The organism is Serratia entomophila (assembly GCF_021462285.1).
Classification (GTDB): Bacteria; Pseudomonadota; Gammaproteobacteria; order Enterobacterales; family Enterobacteriaceae; genus Serratia; species Serratia entomophila.
The window spans coordinates 4,559,286-4,573,287 of record NZ_CP082787.1 but is presented as its reverse complement, the minus strand read 5'-3'; the positions used below and the strand labels follow the sequence as shown (position 1 = coordinate 4,573,287).

The 14,002-nt window shown below is 57.3% G+C and carries 12 protein-coding genes; 4 read left to right on the top strand and 8 right to left on the bottom strand.

The genetic code is table 11. The features are described from left to right. Positions 1-29: 29 nt before the first annotated feature. The 4 genes from rpoC to KHA73_RS21895 all read left to right on the top strand — a co-directional run bounded on the left by rpoC (position 30) and on the right by KHA73_RS21895 (position 6,611). A complete protein-coding gene (gene rpoC / locus KHA73_RS21910; protein ID WP_234586700.1) occupies positions 30-4,253 on the top strand; it encodes a DNA-directed RNA polymerase subunit beta' in 4,224 nt (1,407 codons plus the stop codon). A gap of 171 nt (positions 4,254-4,424) precedes the next feature. After that, complete coding sequence (locus tag KHA73_RS21905; RefSeq protein ID WP_234586698.1) at positions 4,425-4,871, top strand: GNAT family N-acetyltransferase; 447 nt, start codon at positions 4,425-4,427, stop codon at positions 4,869-4,871. Next, positions 4,871-5,335 (top strand): molybdopterin-dependent oxidoreductase, encoded by a 465-nt coding sequence (locus KHA73_RS21900; protein WP_234586697.1) that lies wholly within the window; start codon positions 4,871-4,873, stop codon positions 5,333-5,335. Before KHA73_RS21905 ends, KHA73_RS21900 begins: the two co-directional genes overlap by 1 nt. A gap of 1 nt (position 5,336) precedes the next feature. After that, on the top strand, positions 5,337-6,611 hold the full coding sequence (locus KHA73_RS21895; protein WP_234586695.1) for a sensor histidine kinase: 1,275 nt from the start codon (positions 5,337-5,339) through the stop codon (positions 6,609-6,611). Here the strand turns inward: KHA73_RS21895 and KHA73_RS21890 are convergent. The 8 genes from KHA73_RS21890 to thiC form a co-directional block, all read right to left on the bottom strand. Further along, positions 6,597-7,412 carry a helix-turn-helix domain-containing protein gene (locus tag KHA73_RS21890; protein WP_234586693.1) on the bottom strand — a complete coding sequence of 272 codons (816 nt, stop codon included), beginning with the start codon at positions 7,410-7,412 and terminating at the stop codon, positions 6,597-6,599. The two genes, KHA73_RS21895 and KHA73_RS21890, sit on opposite strands and share 15 nt — an antisense overlap. Before the next feature lie 317 nt (positions 7,413-7,729). Then, the gene (locus KHA73_RS21885; RefSeq protein ID WP_234586691.1) at positions 7,730-8,203 is read right to left on the bottom strand and encodes an acyl-CoA thioesterase; all 474 of its coding nucleotides are present in this window, start codon (positions 8,201-8,203) and stop codon (positions 7,730-7,732) included. A gap of 304 nt (positions 8,204-8,507) precedes the next feature. Then, entirely contained in the window at positions 8,508-9,641 is a 1,134-nt protein-coding gene (gene thiH, locus KHA73_RS21880; protein WP_234591362.1) for a 2-iminoacetate synthase ThiH, read from the bottom strand. After that, entirely contained in the window at positions 9,641-10,420 is a 780-nt protein-coding gene (locus tag KHA73_RS21875) for a thiazole synthase (protein WP_234586690.1), read from the bottom strand. Before KHA73_RS21875 ends, thiH begins: the two co-directional genes overlap by 1 nt. Position 10,421: 1 nt before the next feature. Beyond that, on the bottom strand, positions 10,422-10,622 hold the full coding sequence (gene thiS, locus KHA73_RS21870; RefSeq protein ID WP_234586688.1) for a sulfur carrier protein ThiS: 201 nt from the start codon (positions 10,620-10,622) through the stop codon (positions 10,422-10,424). Further along, positions 10,619-11,368: a HesA/MoeB/ThiF family protein gene (locus KHA73_RS21865; RefSeq protein WP_234586687.1), complete on the bottom strand. Its 750-nt coding sequence runs from the start codon at positions 11,366-11,368 to the stop codon at positions 10,619-10,621. Before KHA73_RS21865 ends, thiS begins: the two co-directional genes overlap by 4 nt. 4 nt (positions 11,369-11,372) lie before the next feature. Beyond that, the gene (gene thiE, locus KHA73_RS21860) at positions 11,373-12,011 is read right to left on the bottom strand and encodes a thiamine phosphate synthase (protein WP_234586685.1); all 639 of its coding nucleotides are present in this window, start codon (positions 12,009-12,011) and stop codon (positions 11,373-11,375) included. Continuing rightward, positions 12,004-13,947 carry a phosphomethylpyrimidine synthase ThiC gene (gene thiC / locus KHA73_RS21855; RefSeq protein WP_314725592.1) on the bottom strand — a complete coding sequence of 648 codons (1,944 nt, stop codon included), beginning with the start codon at positions 13,945-13,947 and terminating at the stop codon, positions 12,004-12,006. The genes thiE and thiC overlap by 8 nt, the downstream gene beginning before the upstream one ends. Between the last annotated feature and the right edge of the window lie 55 nt (positions 13,948-14,002).

The following is a 14,002-nucleotide window of genomic DNA, read 5'->3' as shown; positions in this document are numbered from 1 at the left end:
ACAGGTTTAACTCCGACAGGAGCCAATCCGTGAAAGACTTATTGAAGTTTCTGAAAGCGCAAACTAAGACCGAAGAGTTTGATGCGATCAAGATTGCTCTGGCATCGCCAGACATGATCCGTTCATGGTCGTTCGGTGAAGTTAAGAAGCCGGAAACCATTAACTACCGTACGTTCAAGCCTGAACGCGACGGCCTTTTCTGCGCCCGTATCTTTGGGCCGGTAAAAGATTACGAGTGCCTGTGCGGTAAGTACAAGCGCTTAAAACACCGCGGCGTGATCTGCGAGAAGTGCGGCGTTGAAGTGACCCAGACCAAAGTGCGCCGTGAGCGCATGGGCCACATCGAGCTGGCTTCGCCGACTGCGCACATCTGGTTCCTGAAATCGCTGCCTTCGCGCATCGGTTTGCTGCTGGATATGCCGCTGCGTGACATCGAACGCGTGCTGTACTTCGAATCCTATGTGGTGGTTGAAGGCGGCATGACCAACCTCGAGCGCCGTCAGATCCTGACTGAAGAGCAGTATCTGGACGCGCTGGAAGAGTTCGGTGACGAATTCGACGCCAAGATGGGTGCGGAAGCTATTCAGGCCCTGTTGAAAAACATGGATCTGGAAGCCGAGTGCGAGCAGCTGCGTGAAGAGCTGAACGAAACCAACTCCGAAACCAAGCGCAAGAAGCTGACCAAGCGTATCAAGCTGCTGGAAGCGTTCGTACAGTCTGGCAACAAGCCGGAGTGGATGATCCTGACCGTGCTGCCGGTACTGCCGCCGGATCTGCGTCCGCTGGTTCCGCTGGATGGCGGTCGTTTCGCGACTTCAGATCTGAACGATCTGTACCGCCGCGTGATCAACCGTAACAACCGTCTGAAACGCCTGCTGGATCTGGCTGCGCCTGACATCATCGTGCGCAACGAAAAGCGTATGCTGCAAGAAGCGGTAGATGCCCTGCTGGATAACGGCCGTCGCGGTCGTGCGATCACCGGTTCCAACAAGCGTCCTCTGAAATCTTTGGCCGACATGATCAAAGGTAAGCAGGGTCGTTTCCGTCAGAACCTGTTGGGTAAACGCGTTGACTACTCCGGTCGTTCTGTAATCACCGTAGGTCCATACCTGCGTCTGCATCAGTGCGGTCTGCCTAAGAAAATGGCGCTGGAGCTGTTCAAACCGTTCATCTACGGCAAGCTGGAGCTGCGTGGCCTGGCCACCACCATCAAAGCCGCCAAGAAAATGGTTGAGCGCGAAGAAGCTGTCGTTTGGGACATCCTGGACGAAGTTATCCGCGAACACCCGGTACTGCTGAACCGTGCACCAACCCTGCACCGTTTGGGTATCCAGGCGTTTGAACCTGTGCTGATCGAAGGTAAAGCTATCCAGCTGCACCCGCTGGTTTGTGCGGCATACAACGCCGACTTCGACGGTGACCAGATGGCCGTTCACGTACCGCTGACGCTGGAAGCCCAGCTGGAAGCGCGTGCGCTGATGATGTCTACCAACAACATCCTGTCACCAGCGAACGGCGAGCCAATCATCGTTCCTTCGCAGGACGTTGTATTGGGTCTGTACTACATGACCCGCGACTGTGTTAACGCCAAAGGCGAAGGCATGGTGCTGAACGGTTCGAAAGAGGCTGAGCGTGTTTACCGCGCCGGTCTGGCGTCTCTGCATGCGCGCGTTAAAGTGCGTATCACCGAAGACGTCAAAACCGCAGAAGGCGAGTGGACGACGCAAACCAGCATCGTTGACACCACCATTGGCCGCGCCATCCTGTGGATGATCGTGCCAAAAGGTCTGCCGTACTCGATCGTTAACCAGCCTCTGGGCAAGAAAGCGATCTCCAAGATGCTGAACACCTGTTACCGCATCCTGGGCCTGAAGCCGACCGTAATCTTTGCTGACCAGATCATGTACACCGGTTTTGCTTACGCAGCCCGTTCAGGCGCTTCCGTAGGCATCGACGACATGGTTATCCCGGCCAAGAAAGCGGAGATCATCGAAGAAGCGGAAACCGAAGTTGCCGAGATCCAGGAGCAGTTCCAGTCTGGTCTGGTTACCGCCGGCGAACGCTACAACAAAGTGATCGATATCTGGGCTGCGGCAAACGAACGCGTTGCTAAAGCGATGATGGAAAACCTGTCGGTAGAAGACGTGGTTAACCGTGACGGCGTTGTGGAACAGCAAGTTTCCTTCAACAGCATCTTTATGATGGCCGACTCCGGTGCGCGTGGTTCCGCCGCTCAGATTCGTCAGCTGGCCGGTATGCGTGGCCTGATGGCGAAGCCGGACGGCTCGATCATCGAAACGCCGATCACCGCGAACTTCCGTGAAGGTCTGAACGTACTCCAGTACTTCATCTCCACGCACGGTGCGCGTAAAGGCTTGGCGGATACCGCACTGAAAACGGCAAACTCCGGTTATCTGACCCGTCGTCTGGTTGACGTGGCGCAGGACCTGGTAGTGACCGAAGACGACTGCGGCACTCACAACGGCATTCTGATGACTCCGGTTATCGAAGGCGGCGACGTTAAAGAGCCGCTGCGCGAACGCGTTCTGGGTCGTGTGACGGCAGAAGATGTCATCAAGCCGGGTACGGCGGACATCCTGGTGCCACGCAACACCCTGCTGAACGAGAAGACCTGTGACCTGTTGGAAGAGAACTCTGTCGACAGCGTTAAAGTCCGTTCCGTAGTGAGCTGTGAAACCGACTTTGGCGTGTGTGCCAACTGCTATGGTCGCGACCTGGCACGTGGTCACATCATCAACAAAGGTGAAGCCATCGGCGTTATCGCGGCACAGTCCATCGGTGAGCCGGGTACCCAGCTGACGATGCGTACGTTCCACATCGGTGGTGCGGCATCTCGTGCGGCGGCAGAGTCCAGCATCCAGGTGAAGAACAAAGGTAGCCTGAAGCTGAGCAACGTTAAGTTCGTTATGAACGCAGCGGGCAAGCTGGTGATTACTTCACGTAACACCGAGCTGAAGCTGATCGACGAATTCGGCCGTACCAAAGAAAGCTACAAAGTGCCTTACGGCGCCGTGATGGGCAAAGGTGACGGTGCAGAAGTTAACGGCGGCGAAACCGTTGCTAACTGGGATCCGCACACCATGCCAGTTATCAGTGAAGTCAGCGGTTTCATCCGCTTCGCTGATATGGTTGACGGCCAGACCATTACCCGCCAGACCGACGAACTGACCGGTTTGTCTTCTCTGGTGGTACTGGATAGCGCAGAACGTACCGGTAGCGGTAAAGACCTGCGTCCGGCACTGAAAATCGTTGATGCCAAAGGCGACGACGTGTTGATCCCAGGTACTGATATGCCTGCTCAATACTTCCTGCCAGGTAAAGCGATTGTGCAGCTGGAAGACGGCATTCAGATCGGTGCGGGTGATACCCTGGCGCGTATTCCTCAGGAATCCGGCGGTACCAAGGATATTACCGGTGGTCTGCCACGCGTTGCGGATCTGTTCGAAGCACGTCGTCCGAAAGAGCCGGCAATCCTGGCTGAAATCAGCGGGATTATCTCGTTCGGTAAAGAGACCAAAGGCAAACGTCGCCTGGTAATCTCTCCGCTGGACGGCAGCGACGCTTACGAAGAGATGATTCCGAAATGGCGTCAGCTCAACGTGTTTGAAGGCGAAGTTGTGGAACGTGGTGACGTTGTTTCCGACGGCCCAGAGTCTCCGCATGACATTCTGCGTCTACGCGGTGTGCATGCGGTTACCCGCTACATCACCAACGAAGTGCAGGAAGTTTACCGTCTGCAAGGCGTTAAGATTAACGATAAGCACATCGAAGTTATCGTTCGTCAGATGCTGCGTAAAGGCACTATCGTTAGCGCTGGTGGCACCGAGTTCCTGGAAGGCGAGCAGGCTGAAGTTTCGCGCGTCAAGATTGCCAACCGTCAGCTCGAAGCTGAAGGCAAGATCCCGGCAACCTTCTCACGTGATCTGCTGGGTATCACCAAGGCTTCCTTGGCGACCGAGTCCTTCATCTCCGCTGCATCGTTCCAGGAAACGACGCGCGTTCTGACCGAAGCGGCCGTTGCCGGCAAGCGTGATGAACTGCGTGGCCTGAAAGAGAACGTCATCGTGGGCCGTCTGATCCCAGCCGGTACCGGTTACGCTTATCATCAGGACCGCATGCGCCGCCGTGCTCAGGGTGAAGCGCCGGTTGTTCCGCAGGTCAGCGCGGAAGAAGCGACAGCCAACCTGGCCGAACTGCTCAATGCAGGCAACCTGGGCGGCAACGACGAGTAATCGCCGTATCCCGCGGGCCCGGCATGCCGGGCCCACAGCCAGATAAGCCGCTCCTTCGGGGGCGGTTTTTTTTTGCCCGCTTCCGCAGGCGGCAATCTTTGCTACTATGAAGAAACCCGCAATAATGGCTGAAATCGCCGGCGCGCTATGACAACCAAGGATTGTACAAATATGGACAGCCCGATCACCTTCGAAAAGTTGACCGCAAAACACCTGCCTTACCTGTATGAAATCAGATTTTCCGTCGAAGAGAACCCGCTTCATCCTCACCAGATCCAGTATCTGCAGAGAACCCAGGCGCTGGATGATATCAACCAGGGCGGCGGCTGGATTTGCAAATACGGTGAAGATTACGCCGGCGTCGGTTTTGGCCTGTTCATTCCCGAGCCATTGATCGGCGGGCTGTTTGTTAAGCCGGAATACCAGTCGAAAGGGATAGGTTCCGCCTTGCTGGACGCCGTAACCGCATGGTTGTTCGAGAATGGCGCCGCAGAAATCCACCTCACTACCGATCCGGGTTCCACGGCCGAGGCGTTTTATCAGCGGCGTGGCTGGGTTGCCATCGGCAAGGATGAATTTGGCCAGGCGGAACTGGTTAAGCGCCAAGGTAATAAATAATGAAAATCAAAGGACTGATGGCATTATTGCTGATTTCCTTGTTTAGCGCTCCGCTCTATGCGGGCGTTGACTATTTTTATCTTAAAAAGAGCGATGGCGAGAAGGTCAAGATTACGCTGCAGGCGTTAGAGGCGATGCCATCCTCTTCGATTAAAACCTCGACCAACTTCACTCCGGAGGCCGTTTTTACCGGCGTTGAGTTTAGCGCGCTGGCAAAGGAGTATGGTCTGACGGGCAGCAAGGTTCGCGCTTTTGCCTGGGATGATTATTCATATTCAATTCCCGTCGCCGAGCTGGCTAAATATAAAGTGATTATCGCCTATAAGAAAAATGGCGAGCTTATGGATGTTGCGCAGTTGGGGCCTTTTGCGATTATCTACCCGCGCGATAGCCACCCGGAATTGAACAATATTGATGTGAACGCAAAAACCGTTTGGCAAATAAAAATGCTAGAGGTTAAGTGAAATGAGCAAGAAATTCATCGGGACGCTTGTCACCCTGATTGCGGCGCTGGTGCTGTTGATTTTATTGATTGCCGTAAACTTCGGTAATGTGAAAGAGCGATACAAGCAGATTGAGCCCAATCTCGATAACTACTCCGTCGCTGAAATTCTATTTTTATCCTTTGAAAGAACGAAAACCGCACTGCTGTTGGGCGACGAGGATAGCTACGACAGTTTTATGCTCAAGAAGAAAATATTTTCCTCGAAGATTGCCATTCTTGAAAGCCGTTCTACATTCAGCGACTCTTTTTATTATGATAAGGAATTTCTAAACACCGTCGCGCTTTTGAAGCGTCAGTATGCCGAGCTGGATCAGCTTGGCGCAGAGCTGCTAAACGGCACCAAAACCAGAGCCGATATACTCTCCTTTATGGAGGAGATGGAAATCACCCTGATCGATATTCAAGAGATAATCTACAAAATACAGATAAGGAATTTCACCGAGGTTAAAGACATCATCAAAGACAATTCAGGCAAGGCCGAACTGTTTGCCATGTTCTCGCTGGCGCTGATCTTTCTGATGATGTTCCTTATCTTGAAGAATGCGTTTTCACTGAAGGAGATAGTTAAGAATAAGAATATATTTATCTCCTCCATCTACCATGAGATCGCTGGTTCAACGCAGGCTATCGTGATTGCGGCAGACATCATGGAGCATGAACTGATTCAGGATGAGTTGAAGAAAGAAGCCCGGCTCATCTCCCACCATGGCAATAAAATCGCAGAGCAAACGCGTGAGGTGATGGACTACTCGCGGCTTGAAATGGGTGAGGTAAAGGTAAATGATTCTCTGTTTTCGCTCAATGAGGTGGTTGACGACGCCGTCGCCGCAGTGAGCGGGGAAGGCCGCAACCAATTTGTTATCCGGCATTCGTCTTATGCGGGGGAAATCCATGTCGACAAGTACAAGCTCTATCGGATACTCGTCAACCTGTTGGGCAATGCCGATAAATATACGCATTGCGGCCGGGTTATTCTGAATGTGAAGGTGTGCAATAACCGCCTTTATCTGCTGGTAAAGGACAATGGTATTGGTTTTAACGTGAAAAATATTGACAAGCTATATAAGGCATTTAATCAGGGAGTGGAAAGGGAGACGCGCCAGGGGCTGGGCTTGGGGTTAACCATTATCAAGAACTATGTGACCAGGATGAAAGGGAGCATCAGAGTGAAATCGGCCGAGGGCAAAGGTTCATCATTCCTTATTTGCCTGCCAATAAAGTCAGTTGAAAAATAAATGGGAAAGCAACAGCGAAGAGATAATCAGCGGCTTGGCCGGCTTCTCGATCAAATGTACGTCATAGTTTAATATCATATCGCCTATGTTTTTTTCATAATGGTTTAACTGACCGGTCAGGATGATGATCTGCGCAGAGGTGTCCACCCGGTCTTTTATCTTCTCTACCACCTTTTCGGACGTCTCGCCGAAGTCGAGCAGCCAATCAAGGATGAAGGCCTCGTAGGCGTGTTGCTCCAGGGCCTCGATGATCGCCGCCGCCGTTGGGAAGGTTTCCGTTTCAATTCCGTAGCGGGTGGTGATTTTCTTTAGCAACTCCAGTATGTCTTGATCGTTGTCGAGTATGGCTATCCTTGGCGCCGGCAGAAAGTCTATTTTTTTGACCCTATACAGCTCTGCGCCCGCGTTTTTATCCTTGCCGGTGTTAATGATAAACAGATCGTCTTTTCTGAACGCATAGGTTTCCGCATCCTCAATGTTATCTACCGGCTTGTCATCGACCTCAATATTGCACCGTTTATGTATGCTGTTCATGATAAACACGCAGTTGTGGGCTCTGCGCCCTTCAAACGATTCGCTGAAGTATTGAAATACCTTTTTTACTTCTTCGAGAGTGATGCCTCTTTTACCGTCCAGCTTCTGCTTGGCGCTGTTGTATTGCAGGTTGAGTATGCTCGCCATGGTTGATGCGTGCTTTCTGTCGCCAACCCCTTTCTGGGTCAGCAAGGTACCGATCGCTTCTGCGTAATTTGGCGTTTTCTTCATGATCACCTCGATTCTTCTGACGTTGACCACGAGCATTTGCTGTCCCGAGGCTGCCTGCTGGCTCGATTATAGATGAAGTCAGGATGACTGCGGATATATCCGTTTGATTTTATTGGGTAAACTCAAAAGACACTCAATATGTATTTAAAAAACACTCAAAAGACATTCACATTTTACCGTTGATATGATTAATTAGCACTTATATGTGTGATTCGCGTTCCTGGGGGGAGTTGCCTGTCTCACAAAATAAGCAGCCTGCGCCCGGTTTCAAGCCGGGCGCAGGCTGCAAAAAGATACCAGGCCAACACCAGGGCCATTACAGCATCAGGGACTCATTGCATCACCGCGGCGGGTCAGGTTTCTTTTGCCTGCTGATATTCCTGCACGCTTTTCGCCACCTCTTCCGGCGGTACCACGCCTTCTTTCCCAAGAACCACTGCCTGTGACGTGCCCAGCGCCACGATCCGATCGCCGACGCTGAAAGTGTGGGTCGCATAAAAGTAACGCTCGTCCCAGTGGGTAATGGTCATGCTGACCTGATAACGCTGGAAGGGCCGTAGCGCCTTTTTGTAATCCATGTTCAGCTGGCTGACGATCGGTGACCAACGCCGTTTTAACATCAGTTTCATCAATCCGGTGCGGATAAACATATCTACCCGGTTTAGATCGCACACCGTCAGGTAGCGGCCATTGTTCATATGCAGATTGATATCGATGTCGTTGAGCCACACCCGGGTTTGCAGGGTGCTGGTCAGGGCATCCATCGACATGCGCGGTTTCCAGCGTGACGAGATCAAGATCCAAAGCAGTCGCAGGTACAGGTTCATAGTGATGATTCCGCCGGGATAAGACGTTAAATGTGGTCCAACCAGTTTGTTTTGTCAAAACCCCCAAGCCAGTTTTGCGAGTGAGCAAACCAAAAAGAAGAACCCGGAGTCGCGCGGGAGGGTATCCGGCGCGATCCGGGTGTTGGGTAAGGCGGAGCCGTCGAGAGGGTAACGGCCCCGGCCGGCGCCGGGTTTGGCGGCCGGCAGAGGCACTATAGCCCGCGTGATTTTCGGCGCCAGCGGCGTTGGCGCCCTTTGCGCAGCCCGCCCATAGATTTTCCCGCAGCGGAGCAAGGGTTGCAGCTTATTGTGGGCCGCGCCCCAGATAACCGTCCCAGTCTTTCCACACCGGCTGCAACCCGGCGTCGCCGATCGCCTGCGCCACCTGCTGCGGCGTGCGGCCATCGTGCGGTTCAAACTGCTCCAGCTCCGGCGGCACGTCGTCGGCATAACCGCCGGGCTGGGTTTTGGAGCCGGCGCTGACGCTGTTGATCGCCACCGGGATCATGTGATCGCGGAAGAACGGCGATTCGCGGGTCGACAGGGAAAGCTCCACGTCGGGGGCGAACAGCCGGAAGGCACAGATCAACTGCACCAGCTGCGGCTCGCTCATGATCGACGCCGGTTCAATGCCGCCGGTGCAGGGGCGCAGCCGTGGGAAGGAGATCGAATAGCGGCTTTGCCAGTAGGTTTGCTGCAGATAAAACAGGTGCTCCGCCAGCAGGTAGCAGTCGGTGCGCCAACTGCTGGAAAGGCCGATCAGCGCGCCAAGCCCGATCTTGTCGATCCCGGCGCGGCCCAGGCGATCCGGCGTCGCCAGCCGCCAGTGGAAGTCCTGTTTCTGGCCGCGCAGGTGGTGCTGCAGGTAGGTCGCCGGGTGGTAGGTTTCCTGATACACCAGCACGCCGTCCAGCCCAAGCGCCTTCAGCTCGGCGTATTCCTCCTGCGCCAGCGGTTGCACTTCCATCATCAGCGAGCTGAAATGGCGGCGGATCGCCGGGATATGTCGGCGAAAATAATCCATGCCGACCTTGCTCTGGTGCTCGCCGGTAACCAGCAGCAGATGTTCGAAACCCAGCGTTTTGATCGCCAGGCATTCGCGTTCTATTTCCGCCGCGTCCAGCGTCTTGCGCTTGATGCGGTTGCTCATGGAAAAACCGCAGTAGGTACAGTCGTTGGCGCACAGGTTGGACAGGTACAGCGGTACGTAGAAGCTGACCACGTTGCCGAAGCGCTGGCGGGTCAGCCGTTGCGCGCGCTGCGCCAGCGGCTCCAGGTACGCGGCGGCGGCGGGGGAAATCAGCGCCATAAAATCGTCGCGCGTCAGCTTGTCCGCATCCAGCGCATGCTCCACGTCGCGGGCGGTTTTACCGTTGATGCGTAACCTGATGTCGTCCCAATCCAGCTGCTGCCAGCGGCTACTGAAATCATCGGCCATCATGCCCTCTCCTCAGAGTGGCTGAGAAACGCCGTCAGCGGGCTGGAGGCGACGGCGCTGCGTTGGCTGCCGCCTAACCCGGCCGTGCGCGCCAGCTCACCTGCCTCCAGCGCCAGGCGGAACGCCCGCGCCATCTGCACCGGATCGCGCGCCACGGCGATGGCGGTATTCACCAGCACCGCGTCGGCGCCCAGCTCCATCGCTTCCAGCGCATGGCTCGGCGCGCCGATGCCTGCGTCGACCACCACCGGTACCCTGGCCTGTTCGATGATGATTTCGAGGAAGTCGCGGGTGCGCAGGCCGCGGTTAGAACCAATGGGCGCGCCAAGCGGCATTACCGCCGCACAGCCCGCTTCTTCCAACCGCTTGCACAGCACCGGATCGGCGCCGCAGTAGGGCAGTACTACAAAGCCGTCTTTCACCAGCGTTTCCGCCGCTTTCAGCGTTTCTATCGGATCCGGCAGCAGGTATTTCACGTCGGGGTGGATTTCCAGCTTCACCCAGTGGGTGCCGAGCGCTTCACGCGCCAGCCGGGCGGCGAATACCGCTTCGGCGGCGGTCTTGGCGCCGGAGGTGTTGGGCAGCAGCCGCACGCCCAGCTGCTGCAGCGGCGCCAGAATGGCGTCATTGCCGCCGCGCAGATCGACGCGTTTCATGGCCATGGTCACCAGCTGCGAGCCGGAAGCCTGCAGCGCTTCCAGCATCAGCGCCGGCGTGGCGAATTTGCCGGTGCCGGTAAACAGGCGGGAGGTAAAGAGGGTATCGGCGATTTTCAGCATGTCAGCCTCCGGCAATCGCTTGAAACAGCAGGATGTCATCGCCGTCTTGCACCAGATGGCTGGCCCAGTCGGTGCGCGGGATGATGGTTTGATTGATCGCCAACGCGGTGCCCGGCTGGTGGCGTTCCAGCCGTTCGAGCAGGGCGGCGACGCTGAGCGGCTGGGGCAGCTCCAGCGGTTGGTCGTTGAGCCGGATCTTCATGCCGTGCCTCCGCATGCCGGGCAGTCGCTGGCCTGGCTAAGCTGCAGCGTGCTCCAGCTTTGCTGCTTGCCATCGAACAGGCGCAGTTTGCCGCTGAGCGCCGAAGGCATGCCCGCCAGCATTTTTATCGCTTCCAGCGCCTGCAGCGTGCCTATCACCCCAACCACCGGGCCAAGCACGCCGGCGGTGCGGCAGTTGCGCTGCGGTTCGGTTTGCTCCGGGTACAGGCAGGTGTAGCAACCGCGTTCATAGGGCGGTTCAATCACCAGCAGCTGGCCGCTGAAACCTACCGCGCTGCCGCTGATCAGCGGTTTGCCGGCCGCTACGCAGGCGGCGTTCACCGCATGGCGGGTGGCCATATTGTCGCAGCAGTCCAGCACCAGATCGGCGCGGGCGACGGCATCATGCAATGATCGCCCCTGCAGCCGCTGTTCCAGCGGAATGGCCTCCACCAGGGGATTCAGCGCCTGCAATTGCTGCTGCGCCAGCACGGCTTTGCTTTGCGCCGTGTCGGCGCTGCGATAAAGGATTTGGCGCTGCAGGTTGGTGACGTGCAGCCGATCGTCATCGGCCAGCAGCAGCGTGCCGACCCCGGCGGCGGCCAGGTATAGCGCCGCCGGGGAGCCCAGGCCGCCCAGGCCGACGATCAGGACCGTCGCGCGTTTGAGCTTTTCCTGGCCTTCCGGGCCCACGTCCTCCAGCAGCAGCTGGCGGCTGTAGCGCAGAAACTCTTGATCGTTGAGCATGGGATCACGCCTCCCCTTCGATCAACCGGAGCAGTTCGGTGGTGGCCGCGCGCCAGTCCGCCGCCTGGGTGATGGCGCTGACCATCGCCACGCCGCCGACGCCGCAGGCCAGCACCGCCGGCACGCGATCGATACCGATCCCGCCGATCGCCACCGTCGGGTAGTCCGTCAACCCGGCGAGGTGGCGCTTCAGCTCCGCCAGCCCCTGCGGCGCCGAAGGCATGTCTTTGGTCTGGGTCGGGAAGATGTGCCCGAGGGCAATATAAGAAGGTTTTACCGCGATGGCGCGCGCCAGTTCGGCGTCGTCGTGGGTCGATACCCCCAGCCGCAACCCGGCGCGGTGGATCGCCGCCAGATCGGTGGTATTCAGATCTTCCTGGCCGAGGTGCACGCCATAGGCGCCGTGCTTGATCGCCAGCCGCCAATAATCGTTGATGAACAGCCGCGCATGATGCCGCTTGCCCAGGGCGATGGCGGCGGCGATGTCTTCCTCTACCTGCTCATCCGGCAGATCCTTGATGCGCAGTTGAATAGTGGTGACGCCGGCGCCCAGCAGGCGGGCGATCCATTCGACGCTGTCGACCACCGGGTACAACCCCAGCTTGTGCGGGGTGGCGGGGAACGGGGTGGTGATATCAGTCATTGCTTATTTCCTCTTGCAGGTTACCGGCGCTGTGATACAGCTCGCTGCCGCGTGAACGGAACTCGGCCGACATTTTTTCCATGCCGTCCAGCTGCACTTCTATCGGTTTGGCGGCCTCCTGAGCGGCGGCGTAATCGCGCACTTCCTGCGAGATTTTCATCGAGCAGAATTTCGGCCCGCACATCGAGCAGAAGTGGGCGATTTTGCCGGACTCCTGTGGCAGGGTTTCGTCGTGGTAGGCGCGGGCGGTGGCCGGATCGAGCGCCAGGTTGAACTGATCTTCCCAGCGGAATTCGAAGCGGGCTTTGGACATGGCGTTGTCGCGGATCTGCGCGCCCGGGTGGCCCTTGGCCAGATCGGCGGCGTGGGCGGCTATCTTGTAGGTGATAAGTCCTTGTTTAACGTCTTCCTTGTTCGGCAGGCCGAGGTGTTCTTTCGGCGTGACGTAACACAGCATGGCGCACCCGAACCAGCCGATCATCGCCGCGCCTATGCCGGAGGTGAAGTGGTCATAACCCGGGGCGATATCGGTGGTCAGCGGGCCGAGGGTATAGAACGGCGCCTCGTGGCAGTGTTCCAGTTCTTCGGTCATGTTGCGGCGGATCATCTGCATCGGCACGTGGCCGGGGCCTTCGATCATCACCTGCACGTCGTACTCCCAGGCGATTTTGGTCAGCTCACCGAGGGTATGCAGCTCGGCGAACTGCGCTTCGTCGTTGGCGTCCTGAATGGAGCCCGGGCGCAGGCCGTCGCCGAGCGACAGCGAAACGTCATAGGCGGCGCAGATCTCACAGATTTCACGGAAGTGTTGGTACAGGAAGTTTTCCTGGTGGTGCGACAGGCACCATTTGGCCATGATCGAACCGCCGCGCGAAACGATGCCGGTCAGGCGTTTGGCGGTCATCGGCACATAGCGCAGCAGCACGCCGGCGTGGATGGTGAAGTAGTCCACCCCTTGTTCCGCCTGTTCCAGCAGGGTATCGCGGAACATTTCCCAGGTCAGGTTTTCCGCCACGCCGTTCACCTTCTCCAGCGCCTGATAAATCGGCACCGTGCCGATGGGCACCGGGCTGTTGCGCAGGATCCATTCGCGGGTTTCGTGGATATAGCGGCCGGTGGACAGATCCATCACGGTGTCGGCGCCCCAGCGAGTCGCCCACACCAGCTTTTCCACTTCCTCTTCTATCGAGGAGCTCACCGCCGAGTTGCCGATATTGGCGTTGACCTTCACCAGGAAATTGCGGCCGATGATCATCGGTTCGGATTCCGGGTGGTTGATGTTGGCGGGGATGATGGCGCGGCCGGCGGCCACCTCCTGGCGCACGAATTCCGGGGTAATGTTGTCGGGCAGATTGGCGCCCCAGCCCTGGCCCGGGTGCTGCCGGCGCAACGCTTCGCCGCGAATGCGTTCGCGCCCCATGTTTTCACGGATGGCGATAAACGCCATCTCCGGGGTGACGATGCCGGCGCGGGCATAGTGCAGCTGGGTGACGCATTTACCCGGTTGCGCCCTGCGCGGCTGCGGCAGGTGTTCGAAACGCAGATGGTCCAACCCCTCGTCCGCCAGGCGCTGCTGGGTGAAACCGGAGCTGACGCCGCTCAGGGGCGCGGTATCACCGCGTTCTTCAATCCAGCCGGTGCGCAGTTTGGCCAGGCCGGCATGAACGTTGAGCTGGGCCTGCGGATCGCCGTAGGGGCCGGCGGTGTCATACACCGGAATGGCCTCGTTCGGCTGGTACTGCGGGTTGTCCTTGCCACCGCCGATCAGCGTCGGGCTGAGCTGGATTTCGCGCATCGGCACCTGCACGTCGCTGCGTGCGCCCTGCAGATAGATACGGCGTGAGTTGGGGAAGGCCATCCCCTGCAGGCTGTCGATAAACTGCTGGGCGGCTTCGCGTTGTGCTTTGCGGGCACGAGGTTTCTTAACGTTAGACATAGCAAGTTCCTACCAGTGGGTTGGGAAAGTTGCTTGTCTGGAGCTCGGAGGGAGT

Coding starts and splice junctions, on each gene's coding strand:
- KHA73_RS21905 (WP_234586698.1), top strand. CDS start 4,425: ATGGACAGCCCGATCACCTTCGAAAAGTTGACCGCAAAACACCTGCCT.
- KHA73_RS21885 (WP_234586691.1), bottom strand. CDS start 8,203: ATGAACCTGTACCTGCGACTGCTTTGGATCTTGATCTCGTCACGCTGG.
- thiH (WP_234591362.1), bottom strand. CDS start 9,641: ATGGCCGATGATTTCAGTAGCCGCTGGCAGCAGCTGGATTGGGACGAC.
- KHA73_RS21895 (WP_234586695.1), top strand. CDS start 5,337: ATGAGCAAGAAATTCATCGGGACGCTTGTCACCCTGATTGCGGCGCTG.
- KHA73_RS21865 (WP_234586687.1), bottom strand. CDS start 11,368: ATGCTCAACGATCAAGAGTTTCTGCGCTACAGCCGCCAGCTGCTGCTG.
- thiE (WP_234586685.1), bottom strand. CDS start 12,011: ATGACTGATATCACCACCCCGTTCCCCGCCACCCCGCACAAGCTGGGG.
- KHA73_RS21890 (WP_234586693.1), bottom strand. CDS start 7,412: ATGCTCGTGGTCAACGTCAGAAGAATCGAGGTGATCATGAAGAAAACG.
- KHA73_RS21875 (WP_234586690.1), bottom strand. CDS start 10,420: ATGCTGAAAATCGCCGATACCCTCTTTACCTCCCGCCTGTTTACCGGC.
- KHA73_RS21900 (WP_234586697.1), top strand. CDS start 4,871: ATGAAAATCAAAGGACTGATGGCATTATTGCTGATTTCCTTGTTTAGC.
- thiS (WP_234586688.1), bottom strand. CDS start 10,622: ATGAAGATCCGGCTCAACGACCAACCGCTGGAGCTGCCCCAGCCGCTC.
- thiC (WP_314725592.1), bottom strand. CDS start 13,947: ATGTCTAACGTTAAGAAACCTCGTGCCCGCAAAGCACAACGCGAAGCC.